Source organism: Cryomorphaceae bacterium (assembly GCA_007695365.1).
GTDB lineage: Bacteria > Bacteroidota > Bacteroidia > Flavobacteriales_D > SKUL01 > SKUL01.
This window is the reverse complement of the sequence record REDV01000086.1, coordinates 1-19,789: the sequence shown is the minus strand read 5'-3', so window position 1 is coordinate 19,789 and position 19,789 is coordinate 1. Positions and strand designations below refer to the sequence as shown.

At 50.3% G+C, this 19,789-nt stretch carries 15 protein-coding genes; 6 read left to right on the top strand and 9 right to left on the bottom strand.

What is annotated here, in order from left to right; genetic code table 11:
• Positions 1 to 59 precede the first annotated feature (59 nt).
• Both pssA and purS read left to right on the top strand, forming a co-directional pair.
• Entirely contained in the window at positions 60 to 749 is a 690-nt protein-coding gene (pssA, locus tag EA392_08020; GenBank protein TVR39001.1) for a CDP-diacylglycerol--serine O-phosphatidyltransferase, read from the top strand.
• Positions 746 to 1,006 carry a phosphoribosylformylglycinamidine synthase subunit PurS gene (gene purS, locus EA392_08015; GenBank protein ID TVR39000.1) on the top strand — a complete coding sequence of 87 codons (261 nt, stop codon included), beginning with the start codon at positions 746 to 748 and terminating at the stop codon, positions 1,004 to 1,006. The genes pssA and purS overlap by 4 nt, the downstream gene beginning before the upstream one ends.
• A 1-nt stretch (position 1,007) precedes the next feature.
• On the opposite strand, the gene lptB is transcribed toward purS, so the two are convergent.
• The 3 genes from lptB to tatC form a co-directional block, all read right to left on the bottom strand.
• A complete protein-coding gene (gene lptB, locus EA392_08010; GenBank protein ID TVR38999.1) occupies positions 1,008 to 1,757 on the bottom strand; it encodes an LPS export ABC transporter ATP-binding protein in 750 nt (249 codons plus the stop codon).
• A 6-nt stretch (positions 1,758 to 1,763) separates the two neighbouring features.
• Entirely contained in the window at positions 1,764 to 4,211 is a 2,448-nt protein-coding gene (locus EA392_08005) for a carboxypeptidase-like regulatory domain-containing protein (protein ID TVR38998.1), read from the bottom strand.
• Between the two features lie 103 nt (positions 4,212 to 4,314).
• Positions 4,315 to 5,133 carry a twin-arginine translocase subunit TatC gene (tatC, locus tag EA392_08000; protein TVR38997.1) on the bottom strand — a complete coding sequence of 273 codons (819 nt, stop codon included), beginning with the start codon at positions 5,131 to 5,133 and terminating at the stop codon, positions 4,315 to 4,317.
• Positions 5,134 to 5,379: 246 nt separating this feature from the next.
• On the opposite strand from tatC, the gene recQ reads away from it, so the two are divergent.
• Entirely contained in the window at positions 5,380 to 7,593 is a 2,214-nt protein-coding gene (gene recQ, locus EA392_07995; protein ID TVR38996.1) for a DNA helicase RecQ, read from the top strand.
• Here recQ and EA392_07990 read toward each other — a convergent pair.
• The 3 genes from EA392_07990 to EA392_07980 are packed head-to-tail and all read right to left on the bottom strand — an operon-like array spanning position 7,590 to position 12,469.
• Positions 7,590 to 8,786, bottom strand: coding sequence for an amidohydrolase (locus tag EA392_07990; GenBank protein TVR38995.1), 1,197 nt, complete (start codon positions 8,784 to 8,786; stop codon positions 7,590 to 7,592). The genes recQ and EA392_07990 overlap by 4 nt on opposite strands.
• 3 nt (positions 8,787 to 8,789) lie before the next feature.
• Positions 8,790 to 9,173 (bottom strand): sulfite exporter TauE/SafE family protein, encoded by a 384-nt coding sequence (locus tag EA392_07985; GenBank protein TVR39012.1) that lies wholly within the window; start codon positions 9,171 to 9,173, stop codon positions 8,790 to 8,792.
• A gap of 8 nt (positions 9,174 to 9,181) precedes the next feature.
• Positions 9,182 to 12,469: a hypothetical protein gene (locus EA392_07980; protein TVR38994.1), complete on the bottom strand. Its 3,288-nt coding sequence runs from the start codon at positions 12,467 to 12,469 to the stop codon at positions 9,182 to 9,184.
• 170 nt (positions 12,470 to 12,639) lie between these two features.
• Here EA392_07980 and EA392_07975 point away from each other — a divergent pair, with 170 nt between their 5' ends.
• Both EA392_07975 and EA392_07970 read left to right on the top strand, forming a co-directional pair.
• Entirely contained in the window at positions 12,640 to 13,278 is a 639-nt protein-coding gene (locus EA392_07975) for an MBL fold metallo-hydrolase (GenBank protein TVR38993.1), read from the top strand.
• Between the two features lie 172 nt (positions 13,279 to 13,450).
• Positions 13,451 to 14,635: a hypothetical protein gene (locus tag EA392_07970; GenBank protein ID TVR38992.1), complete on the top strand. Its 1,185-nt coding sequence runs from the start codon at positions 13,451 to 13,453 to the stop codon at positions 14,633 to 14,635.
• 3 nt (positions 14,636 to 14,638) lie between these two features.
• On the opposite strand, the gene EA392_07965 is transcribed toward EA392_07970, so the two are convergent.
• The 3 genes from EA392_07965 to kynU are packed head-to-tail and all read right to left on the bottom strand — an operon-like array spanning position 14,639 to position 18,193.
• Positions 14,639 to 15,556, bottom strand: a complete 918-nt coding sequence (locus tag EA392_07965) for a hypothetical protein (protein ID TVR38991.1) — start codon at positions 15,554 to 15,556, stop codon at positions 14,639 to 14,641.
• Positions 15,520 to 16,881, bottom strand: a complete 1,362-nt coding sequence (locus EA392_07960; protein ID TVR39011.1) for an FAD-dependent monooxygenase — start codon at positions 16,879 to 16,881, stop codon at positions 15,520 to 15,522. Before EA392_07960 ends, EA392_07965 begins: the two co-directional genes overlap by 37 nt.
• A 13-nt stretch (positions 16,882 to 16,894) precedes the next feature.
• Positions 16,895 to 18,193 carry a kynureninase gene (gene kynU / locus EA392_07955; protein TVR39010.1) on the bottom strand — a complete coding sequence of 433 codons (1,299 nt, stop codon included), beginning with the start codon at positions 18,191 to 18,193 and terminating at the stop codon, positions 16,895 to 16,897.
• An 80-nt stretch (positions 18,194 to 18,273) separates the two neighbouring features.
• Here kynU and hemL point away from each other — a divergent pair, with 80 nt between their 5' ends.
• The gene (gene hemL / locus EA392_07950; GenBank protein ID TVR38990.1) at positions 18,274 to 19,572 is read left to right on the top strand and encodes a glutamate-1-semialdehyde-2,1-aminomutase; all 1,299 of its coding nucleotides are present in this window, start codon (positions 18,274 to 18,276) and stop codon (positions 19,570 to 19,572) included.
• Positions 19,573 to 19,789 lie beyond the last annotated feature (217 nt).

Genomic DNA, 19,789 nt, shown 5'->3' with positions numbered 1-19,789 from the left:
GTGTTTTAACAACAGAAAAACAAAAAAATTGCCCGTTTGCCTTACATTTGGCGTGTAACATGAAACAGCATTTGCCCAATCTTGTAACCTTGCTGAACCTGCTTTGCGGAATTTTGGCAGTGATTTGCATTTTTGAATACAGCTTGCACTACGCTGCGTGGCTCATTCTGGCAGGTGCGGTTTTTGACTTTCTGGACGGACTGGTTGCCCGCGCACTGGGAGTTTCCGGCGAATTAGGCAAACAGCTCGATTCGCTTGCAGATGTGGTAACCTTTGGTGTGGCACCGGGCCTTATTGGCTATAGTTTGCTCGGGCAACAAACCAACGGGGATTGGTTCAGCCTGATCCCGCTTATGATTCCGATGTTTGGAGCCTACCGATTGGCCCGTTTCAACATTGACACACGACAGCACGACCGCTTTATCGGGCTGCCCATTCCAGCCAACGCGCTTTTTTGGTTATCGCTTCCGTTGATGATACATTACGACCAGTGGTTTCCCGGAGCAGCATGGATTTTCTCCGCACAGGGGTTGGTGGTATTCAGTGTGCTGTTTTCGCTGTTGATGATTTCTCAGCTAGAGCTGATGGCGCTCAAGTTTAAACATGTACGTTGGAACGACAACCAGTGGCGTTACATCTTTGTGCTGATCAGCGCGGTAATGTTATTCTTTTTCTTTTTCGCAGCCATTCCAATTATCCTACTTTTGTATGTGCTTATTTCTATTATTCAGAACCGATTGCAACCATGAAATTCATCGCCGAAATTGACGTAATGCCGCAAGATAACTTGCTTGATCCCCAGGGGAAAGTAGTGAGTGCGAGTATGAAAAACCTTGGACTTCAAACCATCACCAATGTTCGCATCGGCAAGCATATTACCCTCGAAATAGAAGCTGACAGCCGCGAGGAGGCAGAGCGCCAAGTGGATGAGGCTTGCATAAAACTGCTTGCCAACCTGATTATGGAAAAGTACAGCTTTGAGCTGCGGGAAGTGCAACCCGCCTGATTTACTGCTGCTTTTTGCCGGGAACTCTGCGGCGCAATTCAAAATTTTGCCCGAGGTACACACGCCGTACCTGTTCATCCGCGGCCAGTTCTTCGGCACTCCCTGATTTGAGGATGCTGCCTTCAAACAGCAAGTAAGCCCTGTCGGTAATTGAGAGGGTTTCCTGCACGTTGTGGTCGGTGATGAGAATGCCTATGTTGCGATCCTTGAGTTGAGCCACAATACTTTGAATATCCTCTACCGCGATGGGGTCCACTCCTGCAAAGGGCTCATCCAGCAAAATAAAATTAGGACTCACAGCCAGCGCTCTTGCAATTTCGGTTCTGCGGCGCTCACCTCCTGACAATAAATCACCCCGGCTCTTTCGGATGTGTTGCAAACCAAATTCATTCAACAGGTTTTCAAGAATTTGCTGCTGCTCATCCTTTGGTTTGTTGGTCATTTCGAGCACCGCCTTGATGTTGTCTTCTACACTCAGTTTTCTGAAAACCGATGCCTCCTGTGGCAAATAGCCCACCCCCAGTTGTGCGCGTTTGTACATGGGTTCTTCGGTGATGTCCTTGTCATCGAGGTAAATATGTCCTCCGTTGGGCTTCACCAGTCCTACAATCATGTAGAAGGAGGTGGTTTTACCCGCTCCGTTGGGACCGAGCAAACCCACAATTTCGCCGCGGTTCACCTCAACCGAAACACCTTTTACTACCTGGCGTTTGCCGTAGCGTTTTACAATATTCTCTGCCCTCAGTTTCATTGTTTCTCAGAAGTGTATTGCCATGCGGATGCGGACGCCGAAATTACTGATTTTGTCGTGGTCGCGGTAGGTGAGTCGCCAGATACCTTCAACCCTGAAGAACTTGAAGATGTTCTCAATCCCCACACTAGCTTCGGCGTAAGGGCCGCGATCGAGGATGTAAGAGTCTTCGGGAAGCAGCATTTCGCGCAGGTTGGCCTCCGAAAGCGAGCCATACACTGCCCGTGCACCTACAACTTCGCGCCACTTCAGCTTTCGCATCAGCGGTATTCGGTTCAAAAAGAATCCATCCAGGTGATATTCGGCCCAGCCCATTGCGTATTGATCACTTACAAACTCGTAGAAGTTCATCAAATTGAAGGCCACTTCTGAGCTGAAAAAGGTTTCGTTACCCTGATGTACCTGCAGCAAGGGGTAGGGCAGGTCTCCCCAAAACTTGCCGGCCTCTATGCGGTAACGCAGTTTTCCAAAGATGCCCAGCAACAATTTGTGACTCATGGAAAAACGAGCACGGTGGTAGTTGTATTCGCTGCCTATGATGCCCTGCAAACCAAGGGCGTATTCAAATTCAAAGATCGGATAGCGGGTGCCCAAACTCACACGTGTAAACTCTCCGTGCACGAAGCGCTCTTTGTGCGCCCAACGCGTTTTCAGGCTTACCTCGGCGCTGGTAATGCTGGGCACTGTGGTGGTATCGTCCGATTCAGGAAGCCTGCGCTCAAATTCAAATCCCTCTATGGACGAGTAGCGCGCATGAGACAGGGTAAGTCGGTTGGAAAAGCCCGTCACCCATTCGCGGTCGTAGTACCCTTTCCATTCCTCCACCAAAATAAGTTTGAGCGGTATAGCACGACGAAATAGGGAGGTGAGCATGTTGTCGCGTTGAAAGAAATTCTCAAGTCGACCTATTTGTTCCAGATCGCGGGTAAAATAGAGTCCCACCGACTGCCATGGCTTTTTACTGAGAAAGTATTGCCCACCTCCCGACCATTTGAATTCCTGATCTTTGAAACCATAAGCCAGATAACCCTCCAACATCAACCTCGTGCTGAAATTGTTGCTTGTGCGCCCACCCAAACGAACGCGGTCTCCTTCCACGGGGTTCCAGCTATAGCTTGACCAGAAAGGGCCCCATTCCAGCGGACCCATTACTTTATAGCCCGTAGTAAGGATGGATATAATGTCGGTATAGGCCTGAAAACGCCTGTTGTTTTGCAGAGAGTCCACCATAAGGTAAATGTTGCGTTGCCGTTCGGTGAGGGGTTCAAAACGGGCTTCATCCCAAAAGTCTTTTCCTTTTCTACGGTGATCAATAAGCACCTCTACGTCGTCGGAGCCGCGGTAAAAGTCGTCATCGCGGGGTTGGTTGATGACAAAATTCCGGTAGAGCGATGTTTTGCGGCCATATACTCCAACCTGACCCTTTTGCAACTGAAAATCAACCACAATCTCTTCGCGTGTCATCATCCATACCTCAGGTTCCACCTCGTCGTATGATTGATCTACAATGATGTCGGTCACAAAATTGATGTTGGCGTCTTCTGCGATGCGCGCGTGAATGTCCTTAATGGCCCAGGTGGTGTCGTTTACCCAAAACTCACCTTTAAAAGTAAGCTCCTGTTTGCGACGGGGCACGTAGCGAATTTTGTAGCACCATTTGTTGTCAATATAGGTGCTGTCTTCCAGGTAGTACTTATAAAAAACCAGTCCGTTGGCTGAAATCGGACTCACAAACCCTTTATCAAAAATCACGATATTATTGTCATACACGTTGAAATCCAGATACATTTGCCCCATAAACTGGGTGATACTTTCGTTTTCGATGCCCGAAACTTTGGATGCCTTGATAATCTCTTTTCTGGCGCGTGGTCTTTTGCGGAAGTGATAGTCTGATATGGTTTCGGAGATGAGCATGGGCAAAAAGACCTTGTCGTTGGAGGTAGAGTCCACATAATCAAACACAAAGTCAAAAGGTCTCCAGAGTTTTTGTTTGGTAAATGATTCGCTGAAATTATTGAGGTCAAACTCCATGCGGTTGTAGAGTTCGTATTCGTAGGCCTCCAGTTTTTCGCGGTTGTTTACTGGTTTGTTTCGGATGATATTGCGCAAAATGCGGTGGGCAGGGTTTTCGTGATCTTTGGCCCGTACGGTGAATTCCTGCAGTTGTATCTCGCCTGCGCTCAGGTAGATGTCGAGCCTTTGGGCTTGGTCTCGCTTTATCTTTAAACGTTGAGGCATATACCCCACTGCAGAAGCCAGCAAGGTATCGGTGGCGTAGTAGGACTCCAGCTCAAAATAGCCCTCTATATTGGAGCTGGTTCCGATTTTGGTTTGAGCAAAAGCCAGATTCACAAAGGGAACCGGTTCATTGGTTTGCGCGTCGAGTACGTACCCAAACACCTTTGTTCGCTGGGCGATACCCTGCGCCGACAAAAGCATCAATGCAGTGAGCATCAATAGATAAACTGGCCTGTAAGCAGGCAAAGGGTATGGGCTGATTCGGCGCACTGGTCAAGTGCTAAAATAAATTTTCCGTCAAAGAGGCGATGCGCCTGAATCAACTATTTACTGACATTTTTTTCACCACGCGCTTGGCGATGATAATGCTCAGTTCGTAAAGCAGCATTACGGGAATTGAAACCAGAATCTGGCTGGTGATATCCGGAGGTGTAATAATGGCCGAAAGGATGAGAACACCCACAATGGCATGTTTTCGGTACGATTTGAGAATCTGAGGCGTAACAATTCCCATTCGGGTGAGGAAGTAGATAAGGATGGGAAGCTGAAAAATGATACCCGCCGCAAGACTCACTGTTGTTACAGTTGAGATAAACGAGTTGAGGTGAATCTGATTTTCAACCGCATCGCTGATTTTGTAACCACCCAGAAACTGCACCGAAAGCGGGGAGAGAATAAAGTACCCGAACAGCACACCCGACAGAAAAAGTGCTGAACTGTAAAAAACCATTCCGCGGGCTGCATCGCGCTCGGCCTTGCGCAACCCGGGCTTCAGAAATCGCCACAACTCCCATATCACATAGGGAAAAGCGAGCACCAAACCAGCCACCACAGAGGTTACAATGTGCGTGGCAAATTGACCGCTCATGGCAATGTTTTGCAGCGTAAAGGGCATTTCACTCAGGCAAAGTGAATCATCCAGCCCCAAGAGATGCGACATCTTGCATAGAAACCGATAGGTAGGAAAGTTGGTATTCTTGGGTCCAAACAGAATAACATCAAACAGAATACGTTTGGAGGCAAAGGCAATGATGGCGAAGAAGAGAATAGCTCCAGCCGATCGTATCAATCGCCAGCGTAATTCCTCGAGGTGATCGAGAAATGACATTTCAGCACCTTCCTCCTGCGGTTCTGCCATCGCGCAAAAATACGGATAACCAACCGAGACACATTCGTGGAGCAGAAGGTTAAAAAAAGCGGTGAACACAATAGTATTCGCCGAAAAATTTGTTGGGATGTCGGAAAAAAGTGTATTTTTATTCAGTCGCAAAAAGCAGCTTTCCCCAATCGGTAGCTCAGATTGAAAAAAAATACCCGCGACCCGTGTAACATACCTGCAAGTTGTTCGTTTGCTCAGGCAAGCATTAGTTCTGATTTTGAAAATATGTCAACATTAACGTCACAGCTCACCCCGAAAGCGGGGCTCAAGAAATTCTTTGGATTCAACTCATTTAAAGGTGAACAAGAGGCCGTAGTACAAGCTATTTTAGACGGTCATAACGCCTTTGTCATCATGCCCACAGGCGGAGGAAAGTCACTTTGCTACCAGCTTCCGGCCATGATCATGGAAGGCACCGCAGTTGTGGTATCGCCCCTTATCGCGCTTATGAAGAACCAGGTTGACGCCATACGGGGTGTTAGCCAGAGCGATGGAGTGGCGCACTTCCTGAATTCGTCGCTCAATAAAGCTGAAACCCAGCGCGTGCACGACGACCTGCTAAGCGGAGAATGCAAGCTGCTCTACGTTGCGCCTGAATCGCTGAATAAAGAGGAGAACATAGAACTGCTTAAAAAGGTAGAGCTTTCTTTTTTCGCCATTGATGAGGCGCACTGTATTTCGGAGTGGGGACACGATTTTCGTCCGGAGTACCGCCGGCTCAGGGCCATCATGGATCAAATTGCCAAGGTGCCTGTTATTGCTCTTACTGCCACGGCAACTCCCAAGGTTCAGCAAGATATTCAGAAAAACCTCGACATGCTCGACGCCAAGGTGTTCAAAGCGTCGTTTAACCGCCCCAACCTCTACTATGAGATAAGGCCCAAGGTCAACGTCAACAAGGAAATCATCAAGTACGTTAAGCAAAACGAGGGTAAGTCAGGAATCATCTATTGCCTCAGCCGCAAAAAGGTGGAGGAAATAGCAGAGCTTCTGCAGCTCAATGGTTTTAAAGCCCTTCCGTACCATGCCGGACTCGAATCAGCGGTGCGAGCCAGACATCAGGACATGTTCCTGATGGAGGAGGTGGATGTGATTGTGGCCACCATTGCTTTTGGAATGGGGATTGACAAGCCCGATGTGCGCTATGTGATTCACCACGATATGCCCAAAAGCCTCGAGAGCTACTACCAGGAAACAGGAAGAGCCGGTCGCGACGACGGCGAAGGGAATTGTGTGGCGTTTTACAGCTATAAGGACATTGAAAAGCTCGAGAAGTTTCTTCAGGGCAAACCTGTAGCAGAACAAGAGGTTGGCCGGCAGCTTTTGAATGAGGTGGTTGCCTACGCTGAAACCTCCATGAACCGCCGGAAATTTATTCTCCACTATTTTGGTGAAGAATTCGATGAAGAAAACGGACCCGGCGCCAAAATGTGCGATAACTCCCGCTTTCCCAAAGAACGGATCGAAGGTAAAGAAATGGTGCTGGTTGCGCTGAAGGCCATTGAAGCCACCGGCGAAAAGCACCGCGCCAAGCACATTGTGGACTTTGTTTGCGGAGATGCTTCCAATGACATTAAGACTTACAAACACGAGAAACACCCGCTTTTTGGTGAAGGAAACTCTTTTGACGGGCGCGATGATAAATTTTGGAATGCCGTCATTCGTCAGGCAGTGGTAGGAGGCCTGGTGTGGAAAGAAATTGAAACCTACGGTGTGCTGCACCTGTCTGATGCCGGAAGAGATTTCATCAAAAAGCCCAAGTCGTTTACCCTTATCAAAGAACGTGTGTATGACGAGTCGGACAGCGGCAGTGATTCCAAAATGAACGGGCGAGCCAACGATTCGGGCTCGGACCAGGTACTTTACGGCATGTTGAAAGATGAAGTGAAACGGGTGGCGCGCGAAAAAGAACTACCACCCTACGTTATTTTTCAGGAAGCATCTCTGCAGGATATGGCAGTGCAATATCCTACCACGATGGATGAACTGGTAAATATTACCGGCGTGGGTCGTGGTAAGGCTTTGAAATTTGGTGAACCCTTCCTGGCACTTATCCGCGACTACGTGGAAGAAAATGAGATAGAGCGCCCGCAAGACCTTGTGGTTAAATCGGCGGTGAACAAGTCGGGTTTTAAGGTTCACATCATCACCAATATTGACCGCAAACTGCCGCTGGATGACATTGCGTCGGCCAAAGGAAAAGAGCTTGTGGACGTGATTGACGAAATCGAAGCCATTGTGCACTCGGGTACCAAGGTGAATATCAATTACTACATCGACGACCTTATTGACGAGGATGCCCAGGAGGAAATTATGGAGTATTTTATGGAGGCCGATACCGACTCCATTGACGCTGCTGTGGATGAGTTTGGTGGAGATTTCTCGGAAGAAGAGCTTCGCCTGATGCGCATCAAGTTTATGAGCGAGGTGGCGAATTAGTCCTTACTCCAGGCCAGTTCGCTAATGGCTAGCCAGGCCATCAGCCCGCTTCCTATCGGCAAGGCGGCTTCATCAATGTCGAATTTGGATTGATGCACGTTGTGTACGATGCCACGCGCTTCGTTGCGCACCCCCAGGCGGTAAAAGCATCCGGTGAATTCCTGTGAGAAATAAGCAAAGTCCTCGGCGGTCATTCGGATATCCAAATCAACCACATTTTCGGGTCCAAGGTAATCTGCAGCCCAGCCGGCAGCCCTTTTGGTGAGCTCTTCGTCGTTCACTAAAAAAGGATACCCCTTGTCTATACGCACTTCGCACTTGCCACCCATGGATGAAACCAGTTCAGTAGCCATGCGCTCAATCATGCGATGCGCTTCGGCGCGCCATGCTTCATCAAAGGTGCGGAATGTTCCCTCCAGATACACCGAATCGGGAATCACGTTGGTGCTTCCCAATCCTTCAATGCGGCCGAAAGACAGCACGCTGGGCGTGGCAGGGTTGCTGTTTCGGCTTACCACCTGCTGCAGCGCCACCACCAGGTGTGAGGCCATCAGAACAGGGTCAATGTTGAGGTGTGGCATGGCTCCGTGGCCACCGCGGCCCATTACCCGTAGTCTGATTTCATCGGCAGAAGCCATGTATATGCCGGGGCGGAAACCCACTTTGCCCGCTTCGAGCGCCGGAAAAACGTGCTGACCAAAAATTGCCTGAGGTCGGTGTTCAGCAAAGGCACCTTCCTTGATCATCAGCGAAGCTCCCCCGGGTAAGCGCTCTTCACCGGGCTGAAATACCAACATAATCCTGCCATCAAGTTTATCCTCAACCGATTTGAGAATTCGGGCTGCACCCAGCACAGACGCCGTATGCACGTCGTGTCCACAGGCGTGCATTACACCGGGTACGGTTGATTTGTAGGGAACCTCATTTTCTTCCTGAATAGGCAGGGCGTCCATATCGCCACGCAAAGCCACGATCTTACCTGAGCCCCGGCCAATCATGGCTACTATGCCGTGTCCTGCATAACCCGTTTTTACGGGTATGCCCAGTTCATGCAGTTCGCGTTGCACAAACGCACTGGTTTCAACCTCCTGAAAACTCAACTCAGGGTGGGCGTGCAGGTGTTCGCGCACAGTTTGCACGTAACTTTGTTGCTCGTGGGCGGCGTCTTGTATTCGGGCGCTTTCAATTTTCATAGCTTACATGATTTGCTTCCAGGAGGTCCATATCATTCTGAGTGCCACGTATAGCAGTAATAATCCGAATACGAATTTCACCACATACTCAGACAACCGCAGCGAGAGTTTGGATCCAACGTACCCTCCAAGCACAAAAAACAGGGCGATAACCATGGCGTACCCGATATTGAGATTTCCGGTTTTGTAGTAGTTGTAGCAAGCAAGAATTCCGATGGGGGGCAGCATCAATGCCAGACTGGTTCCCTGGGCCTGGTGTTGGCTGAGCCCGAGAAAGAAAATGAGCAGGGGAACCACAACAATTCCACCTCCCACACCAATAAAGCCACTCACCGTACCTGCCAAAAGGCCGATGAACATCAGAATTACAAAGGTGGAAACATCCATTTTCAACACTAGAAGTCGAGGTTGATGGAAAAGTGAAACACACCGGGTTGCACCACACCGTCGTCTACCCCCCAGGCGTAATCCAGTCGCACAAAATAACCCAACAGCCGTGCGCGAACTCCCATACCGTACGACCATATTACCGGCTCGCGGTTGTTTTTGATAATCACAGTGATGTTTCCGCCCCCGGTGGTGATATCCTGCTGGTTAAATACGTTTTGCTCACTGTAGGGGTGAGGGCCGGTCCACGCCGATCCTATGTCTCCAAATCCTACAATCTGAAAGGTTTCAAGGAAATCAGATTTGAGCGGGCTGCCTGAGAAGTAGCTGAAAACCGGGAAGCGAATTTCAGAATTTAAGACAGCAAATGAATTTCCGTTGCGGGCATTGATCCAGAACCCACGCATGGGTGCGGCCAGCGACTGGAAGGCAAAGCCTTGTCCGGTGGGCACCTCTAAACTGTTATCTACCCGTCGGAACAACCAGTTGTCAACCCCACCGAGATAATATACCACCCTGCGACTTCCGATGGAGGTGCTTCCCGCCAGGCGATTTGCCCAAATAATGTTGCGGTGAATGCGCTGGTAAAACCTGAAGTCTCCACCCAGCAAGAGGAAATCACCGTTTTCGGGGAAGTTAAACGACTCGTTGAAGTTGAGAATTGCATTTTGAAACTCTGCGATATTCTGGTAATACTCTCCCCAGATTTTAAAACGCCAACCTCGGCGCAGATTCAATCCCATGGGCAGGGTGTTGTCGAACACCACGGCGGGCTTGACCCCGAGTTGATGCTCAAAGAACGACGGATTCTCCAATTGGAAGAGGTCGGTAGAGAGCGCAGAAAAACGATCGTTGCGGTAGGTAAGGGTTCCTTCGATTCGCAGTACATCGTTGATGGGGTAGGACAAGCGGGTACCCACAAAGTAGGTTTCAATATCAAAGGCCGTAAAAGTTCCGAGCAGGCGGTTTGAGTTTCTGAAGAAGAAAATCTCCTTGTCCAGCCGCTTTTTGTAGTTCTGAAACGAGAGCATGATATCGGTGTTCCTCAGATTGAACGAAGTTCGGAACCCGCCCACCACGCGGTAATCTTCAAAAAGGTCGGTGGTGGCTACCTGCAGCAACGGGCTGAAACCGGGAAATATATTATCCGGACCGGTAAGCGGTTGGTAAAACTCGGTGATGTTGGTTTGATTGAGCTGTGTGGTAACCTCTTGTATCGAAAAGTTCAGGTTGTAATTGCGCGGTGTGGGCAGGTCAACGGCCTTGCGCCTACCGTCGCGAAGCTTCGTGGCTTTGTCGTCCTTTTTTGTTTCGGTTACATCTATCACCTTTTTCTCAAACACAATTTCCTCCTCGTCGTCGGTGATAAACTGGTAATTGTAGATATCGAGCTTGCGCGTTACGGGTGGCACCGGCGATGAAACCGCACTGATTGGCGGAATGCTCGATGGGTCAATCACCATTTCCTGTTTGTCTTTCTCTTTGGCATCTGGTCGCTTGCTCAACATTTCCTCAATAGCCTGCAGTTCCCGATCTCTATCGCCAATGTAAAACTGATAACGACCGTCACGAAACATAAGCTGGGTGTACTTTCCGGTGCGCGCATTTACTTCGTACTCGATGGTATTGTGCGGGTGGCGGGGGAGTGGCTCAATGCGCGAGAAGTAGCGATAGTGAATGGTGGTGTCAATGGCAGCGATTGCACTGTCGCGAACAGCCGTCATGCGCTGGTACAGCCGGTCGCCTTTGGAAGCGAGGAAGGTATAGCGACTGCTGTCCAACTGGGCCGGCATGATTTCATTCACTTTGGGAGTGTTGGTGATACGTGTCAGGATTTTGCTTTTGGTCTCGAGGTCGTAAAGGAAAATGTCCTTCTGAACCGGAAAATACTCAAATGGCACCCGGGTTCGCAGCGTGTCGTCCGGTCGGTTGCTACTGAAAATAATGCCTTTGTCGTTGTTTACAAAGCGTGGGTTCAGGTCGTCGTACACATCATTGGTGAGTTGTTCCTGGCGGTTACCAACTGCGTAATAGAGGTAAATATCCGACTGTCCGTTGCGCACCCCAGAGAAAACCATTCGCCGTCCGTCTTTGGCGTACTGCATGTCTATTACCTTCTCCAACCCGAAAAGCTCTCTGCGTGTTTTTTTGCCTTTATCCAGTTCGTAATTGTACATCAGCAACTGGCCACGCCGCTCCACTATATACGAAAAGGCCTGTGAGCTCGGGTGCCATGCAATCACCGGGTAGCTGCGGTCTGCGATACGTTCAAGCTTGTGCTCGGCCTTGTGGATGCGCTTGCGTTTACCCCGTTCAATGTCATAGAGGAACACGCGGTACTGCCCCAGAATATTGGTTGTGTACACTGCGTAGCGCTCATCCTGACTTACTTTAAACTGCGACACCCAGTGCTTCTTTTTGGTTTTGATGGGTAGTGACTCCCATGGTACCTCATGTTTGCCCGCACTTTGCACGCGGTATTTCTCCTGAAAGTAGGTGATAAATTCCTGCGACAAGCTCTTGAGTGAGGTGCCGAGTACGAACTGAAACCCGCTATCCACGCTGCGACTCATACGAGCCATGTAGAGGATATTGGGAATCACCGAAGGCCCATACACCTCGGCAATGTAACGCCACATGTACTGACCGGCAAAGCGCGCCTCCAGTCCGGTGAGACGGTTAAATTTCCGGAAACGGTCGCTGAGAATACCATCGCGTACAATGCTCTCCGTTTCAGGCGTCCATTCGTTGCAGAGATAGGATACAATTCCTTCCAGGTACCATTCCGGCACGTTTACGAGTGTAGAATTACGGATAGACTCACGCCAGTTGGAGCCCAGCATGAGCTGTGTAACCGCAATTTCAGCAATGCCCCGTCGCAGGTTGGTGAGGAATTTCTCGTAATCGCCCTCGTAGAATATAAACAGCTTGTTGGACTGGAGCATGGTTCTCCCGCCGATGTTGTGGTCTTCATCCACTTGCAGGCCCACGTTGCTCTGCCGAAATTCCGACTGGGTTTTATACACTACAATGGTGATGTCTTGCTGAATCACAAAATCCAGCTTATCCTCCATTTCTTCAATGATTTGCGGGGTAACCCGGGCTGTGTAATCGGCTAGATTCCGGCCGCCCTCGTAAAAGTAGATGCTGTACTGATCAAACTTCATGTACTGCCACAAAAACTCGCGGTGCTGCACCCGATTCTTACCAAAGGTCAACTGCGAACCATTGTAGAATTGAGAAAAAGCCGGCAAAGCCAAACCCAACAGAAACACGGTGAGTAGTATGTGACGCAATCGCACAGATTTTAATGGAGCGTAAAAATAACCAAATATCGGGCAATAGGTTTGTGCCAAACAGAATAACTACGTGCGAATTTCGCCAATATTGCCACCCCAACCAACCTGCATCATTGGCAAAAGGGTAGCACACAAATTTGCACCTTTGCACCACAAAAGGACGAACCATGTTGCAAGCCCACGTATTTACCGTAAACCCCTTTCAGGAAAACAGTACTGTAGTGTACGCCGAAACCGGCGAATGCGCCATAATTGATCCCGGATTCTCCAATGAAAAGGAGCGCCTTGGGCTTCTGGACTTTTTAGATGCCAAAAAGCTGAATCCGGTGATGCTCATCAACACCCATTGCCATATTGACCACGTGCTGGGTAATCGTTTTGTGGCCGACAAGTTTAAGCTAAAACTGCAAATGCATAAGGACGATCTGCCTCTGCTAAAGGCTGTTCCGCAGTATGCACACCTCTACGGTATAGATTACGATCCATCTCCCGAGCCAGGCACTTTTCTTTCTGAAGGCGATGAAATTGAACTTGCCGGCGAAAAGCTCAGCGTTCTGCACGTTCCCGGCCACGCGCCGGGCCACATTGTGCTGGTTCACGAGAAAGGCAAATGGATTATTGGTGGAGACGTTCTTTTTCAAGGGAGTATCGGCAGAACAGATTTGCCCGGTGGCAATCACGAACAACTGCTGGACAGCATTCGGAAAAAAATCTTCACACTGCCCGACGATTATGCTGTGATTCCCGGCCACGGCCCCCTGACAAATGTGGGAACCGAGCGAAAAACCAATCCGTTTTTTTCTTAACGGAACAACCTAACATCAACGCAGTAGTTCCATCCAGCCGAATGTGAAGCCCTCTTGGTCTTTGCTCCTTGTGGTTTGGTCTAAAAGCAGTCCTCAAAGTGGACTTTGACCAAGGCCTGAACTATATTTGATACGAAGCCAAGCAACCAGGTATTAACCAAACTCCGGGCGTATGAAGATTCAAGTCCCCCTTGTGTCATTCGCCGAACCATGTGAATGGCGCCCAACCGAACAAGTCTGGTCAGTGATGTCAGACGACAAGCTCATGTGGATTTACGAACTGTTTCAATGGCTGCATTATCCGGCGGTGGTATTGCACCTTGAATGGGGCGTGGATTCCGGTGAGGTGTACCTATCCAACATGGCACTTTTAGGCGGTGGATTGGGTTTTTTCCTTTTGTCTGTTTTTGCCGGAAACCTTTACCACAGAACCAAAAGACACAATCAGCTCCTGATTGAACAGCTTCAATTCAGAAACATGAAAATCGCTTCGGAGCAGGCGGCCATGCGGGAGCAGCACCGCATCGCGTCCGAAAAGAGCCAGCAACTTCACGCCAGCCTCACCTATGCCCGCACCATTCAAACCGCTTTGTTACCGGGCGAAAAAAAGCTGAGGAAGTCTTTCCCAAAATCTTTCGCTTTGTTGCAGCCCAGAGAGATTGTAAGTGGTGATTTTTTCTGGCTCACAGAAAAATACGACACAACCTACCTCGCTGTAGCCGACTGCACGGGTCACGGTGTACCGGGGGCTTTTATGAGCCTCATAGGACAGCGGTTTCTTGAGGAAACCATTCACGCTCGCGGAGTGCTGAATCCGTCTAATATATTGGATGAAATGCGCAAAAGCATCACCCAATCTTTGAATCAAAACCATTTGGAATGCTGTCGCGATGGTTTGGATCTGTCGCTTTGTTCCTTTAACAAGCACAACAATGTGCTATGCTTTTCAGGAGCCAACCAACCACTTTTTGTAGTTCGCAGCAATGGAACTTTGCTGGAAAACCTGCAAGGCAGCATTTACACCCCGGATCATGTGCACAAAAATCACCGGTTGTACATTCTGGAGGGTAATCGTCAACCCATTGGGATGTATCACGGACCCACAAAAGCCTTCACTAATTTCACCGTGAAGCTTTTGCCCGGCGATCGTTTTTTTGCATTCACCGACGGATTCAGAGATCAGTTTGGAGGTCTATTCGACAAAAAACTAAAGGCCCCGCGCTTCAGGAACATTATGCTGGATGCGCAAAGACTTCCCATCAGCGAGCAGAAAGACCTTCTGGTGCGTCGCTTTCATCTTTGGAAAGGTGATAAAGAACAAAATGACGATGTATGCATTGTTGGCGTTGAAATCTGACCGCTACCAACCGTACTTTTTCCTCATCTTCTTATCCCAGAGTCCGCCGTCTTCTCCCTTGCGCTTTTTACCGTCACCCCCTTCTGTGGGACAGGGTTTCATTTTCATCCTGTCGAGTTTCATGATGTTGATGCCAATCAGCAAGGGCTGGTAATAGGTATCAAAGTAGCGCATGGATGGATGCCCGCCATTCCACGCAAAAATTCCAAGTATGGGGGTTTCGATGGTGGGCATGATGTACCAACCATTACCCAGCGGAAAACCCACACCCAAGCGGTAGTGAAGTTGCGCGGCGAATACCGGAGGCTCAAAAGTTTGGGTTCCTTCATAGGCCCCCTCGGCGCGTGTACCGCGCACCAGTGCGTAGTTGAGGTTGGCACCGATGGCATTGGTAATGAAAACGCCATTGCCGATTCTGCTTACATGGCTCAGATTGGTGGTGGCTCCCAGCCACAGATCCGAAAAGCGACCATTGCCCTCCATCGCCATCCAGTTTACTTCTTCATCTCCAAAGCGGTAATCCCTTGTTCGATTGTGCACACCACGCAGCCATCGCACATCCAATCCGTAATCAAAGAGCTGAAAAAAGCGGTTTTCCCACACGTGGAAACGGCCCAGTTGCAAAAACGCCCCCATCTGGCCTGCGGGGTTGTGGGTGGTTACCACCGACGAATCGGGGCCTATTCTGTCGCGCTCGGTGTGGGCAAAGCCAAGTGTATGGGTGATTCCCGGCAAAATGTACCAACCCTGATTGTTGAAGCTGTGTCCCACTTCAAAGGCCGGAGCCCGCTTTCCGCGGTACTGTGTAGCCTGCGCCATGGTTTCCTGAAGACCCAGGGCAAAAACCAGCGCGAGTATATAGACGAGCTTTTGATGCATGAGCGTTATTCGGCGTGGGCTGCTGTTTGTTGTTTCTCCCATAAACTCAAAACGAGCTCTTCTATTTCGTTGCTGTCCCACTTTTTGTGAATACCGGGGTGCTTCATAACCTCATCCATGATACGGTCTTGCTTCTGTCCGGTTTCATACGCCTCAGAATAGCGGATGTGGCTGAAGGTAACCTGCGAGTACAACGGCATCCATTTGTCGGGGTGCTTTTCAAAGATCTTCTTCTCAATTTTCTTTCGCAGCAGAAAATCTTCATCGGCCACATAATCGCGCATCACGTAATAATTATCCACTGCTAATTGGGCAATGGCGTCGCCGTCGGGTTTGCGCAACTCCTGGTATTCCTGAAGCAGTGCATCCCAGTTTTCTCCGTGCTTGTCCATGAGTTCAGAAAGGACTGTACAATCCTCAAAACCAGAATTCATACCCTGCCCGTAAAACGGCACAATGGCATGGGCCGCATCGCCAATCAACGCCACCCTACCACGCACCCACGGATAGCATCGGATGATGGCCAGCGATGAAAGCGGATGCCTGAAATAGTCGTCGCCCACGTCGGGCATCATGGCGTAAAAATCGGGGAATATCTCCGCGAAAAAGCGATTTACATCGTCGGGGGTTTGCAGTGAATCAAAGGAGGGATTTCCTTCAAACGGCATAAAGAGGGTGCAGGTAAAACTGCCGTCCTGGTTGGCAAGGGCTATCAGCATGTAGCGACCTCTGGGCCAGATGTGCAAGGCATTGGGGTCGAGTTTATGGGTGCCGTCTTCATTGGCCGGAAGCAGAATTTCGCGGTATCCATCTTGAAGGTACTCTTGCTGGTAGTTGAAGCGGTCTGTTTTCTGCATGACCGCCCTTACAGCAGAAAAAGCGCCATCGCTTGCAAAAATGAGATCGCTCTTTACATGGGTGATTTTTCCGGTTTGGGTGTTTTCAAAAGTCAACTCATTTTGCTCGAGGTCCACATGCAGGCACTTTTCGTTAAAGTGGGTGGATACATTTCCGCTTCGGTCAGCAATTTCAAGCAATTTGGCATTGATTCCGCCACGTGAAACAGAATAGATGGCTTGTCCCTCCAGTCCGTATGCCTGATAGGTGACTTCTCCGTCAATCGCATGCATTTTTCGGCCGTACATAGGGGTCGCTATGGCCTTTACTTCGTCATCGGCACCCACCAGGCCGAGTGCCTTCCAGCCGCGGTCTGAAAGGGCAAGGTTGATGGATTTTCCGGCTGATATTTCAGCTTTACGAATATCGGGCCGACGCTCGTAAACAGCTACGCGGTAGCCTCTTTGCGCCATCAAGGCGGCCAACAGACCGCCTACAAGGCCTCCTCCTACAATGGTTACTGATTTCATGTGCTCTATGCGTTTAACTTTCACTTTTCACACCTGCTTCTTCCAGCACTTCAGTGAGGATTTGCCCAAACCTGAACACATCCTCAAAGCTGTTGTAGAGTGGCGCAGGTGCCATTCTGATTACATTGGGTTCTCTCCAGTCAACCACCACGCCGCGATGGGTAAGGGCATCAAAGAGCCACTTGCCCGCTCCGTGCACCAGCACCGATAATTGCGCACCGCGTGCCTCTTTGGTTGCCGGTGTGATCACCTCAAAGCTGGCGTTGCCCACCGCACGTGCAGTTTCCTGCAACACAAAATCCAAAAAAGCGGTAAGTTGTTCACTCTTGTTGCGAATGGCCGGCATACCGGCTTCGTCAAAAATATCGAGCGAGGCCTTGTGTACCGCCATGCTAAAAACCGGTGCATTGCTCAACTGCCAGCCCTCAGCTCCGGGAATGGGCCTGAAACCGGGCTTCATATCAAAGCGGGTTGTTTTGTCGTAACCCCACCAACCGGCAAAGCGCGGTACTTCGGGGTTGTGTCCGTGGCGCTGGTGCACAAATACACCCGACACGCTGCCCGGGCCCGAGTTCAGGTATTTATAGGTACACCACGCGGCAAAATCCACTTTCCAATCGTGGAGTTTCAGGATGATGTTTCCGGCGGCATGTGCCAGGTCCCAACCGGCCAATGCGCCTACGTTATGCGCAGCGGCGGTAATGGCGGGAATGTCGAACACCTGCCCGGTGTAGTAGTTTACACCTCCTATCATGGTGAGGGCAAGGGTGTCGCCCGCCTCGCGGATGGCCGCAATCACATCTTCGGTGCGCAGGGTGTGTTCTCCTTCCCGGGGCTCGAGTGCAATGAGGTGCTCATCGGGATCGAGTCCGTGATGGCGCAACTGCGACTCTAAGGCGTAAAGATCTGAGGGAAAAGCTTTCGCCTCGCAGAGGATGCGCGTACGTTTTCCCTGCGGCCGGAAAAAGGACACCATCAGCAAATGCAAATTGGTAGTAAGCCCGTTCATGGCCACCACCTCATCGGGGTGCGCGCCCACCAACCGGGACATGGGTTCCGCAAACATCTCGTGGTAGGCATACCAGGGGTTTTTCGCATGGAAATGCCCTTCAACACCCCATTTGGCCCAGTCGTCCAGCTCCTGAAGCAAGGCCGCGCGGGCAGTTTCGGGCTGAAGTCCGAGTGAGTTTCCGGTAAAGTAGACGCAATGGGAGCCTTCGTGTTGTGGAAACAAAAAACGCTTTCGGAAGGCTTTAAGCGCATCTGCAGCGTCGAGTTGTTTGGCGTATTCTAAAGTATTCTCAGGTTTCATTTGGGTCTCGGTGAATCCGTAGTAGCTTTGCACAAAGTAACGATAAAATTGTTCTATCAACCTAAGCAATACAAGCGTCAATGAAGAGAGAAGTATCAAGCGCACTTTATCAGGAAGCACAAAACTATTTTCCCGGCGGAGTTAACTCACCGGTACGGGCCTTTCGCTCAGTGGGAGGCACACCCCTTTTTATAGACCGCGGCAAGGGCCCGTATATCTGGGATGCGGACGGCCAGCGCTACATTGATTTCTGTTGCTCGTGGGGACCGCTGATTTTGGGTCACGCCAACGACACGGTGATCGGGGAAATCATCCAAACGCTTCACAACGGAACTTCTTTCGGAGCTCCCACGCGGCTTGAGAACAAACTGGCCGGACTTATCCTGGAAAACCACCGCTACATTGAAAAAATCCGCTTTGTGAACAGCGGAACCGAGGCGGTGATGTCGGCCGTGCGATTGGCGCGTGGCTACACCGGTAAAAACAAGATACTGAAGTTTGAAGGTTGCTACCACGGCCACGTAGATGCCTTGCTGGTAAAAGCCGGCTCGGGCTTGGTAACGCTCGGCACCTCATCTTCGGCAGGTGTGCCCGAAGCCACCGTAAACGACACGGTTGTGGTTACCCTCAACGACCGCGAAGCACTTGAAAGCGCCCTCCAAACCTACGCCGACGACCTGGCGGCGGTGATTATTGAACCCATTCCCGCCAACAACGGACTCCTTCTTCAGCAACCTGAATATCTGAGATTTGTGCGCGAAATCACCCAAAAATACGGGGTGCTCCTCATTTTTGACGAGGTTATTTCCGGGTTCAGAGCCGGGTTTGAAGGTGCTGCGGGCACCTATGACATTGCACCGGATATTATCACGTTTGGAAAAATCATTGGCGGCGGTTTACCTGTTGGAGCCTACGGAGCCAGTCGTGAGATTATGTCGGCCGTATCGCCCGACGGCCCGGTTTACCAGGCGGGCACGCTGTCGGGCAACCCGGTGGCCATGGCGGCGGGATTTGCGCAACTGCAAAAATGCCTGGAGCCCGGTTTCTACGAGCGGCTCGAAGCCCGCACCCGTCAGCTTACCGACACCGTGAACGAGCATGCCGCGAGCAAGGGTTATCCCTTTAAGATGGTGCAACATGCCTCTATTTTCTGGCTGGCCTTTGGCGACGGCTCACCGATTCGTTCGGCCGAGGAAATCCGCGCGGAAAATATGCAGTGGTTCAATAAGCTGCACACCTATTTGCTGGAGCACGGTGTATATATCGGTCCTTCGGGTTATGAGGTGGGCTTTGTATCGGATGCGCACACGGAGGACTTGATTGCCGAAGCCGCCCGGCATATGTGCAGGGGGTTGGATGAGGTGTTTGGGGAAAATTAAGCAGCGCAGCAAGCGGTCGTAACAGACTGTTTCACAACTATATTTACCGGCATTCAGGTGAGAACGCCTGTTTAGTCGTGGCGTAGCGGGTTTTCGGAGTCTTTTGATTTAGGCTACGATAAATAGAGCCCGTGTAGCTTGGTAAGAACGGCCAAAACTCCGTATTTTCGTTCCACTATACCTTTGACCCTGTGACCGGCAATCTCACATCCCGCAA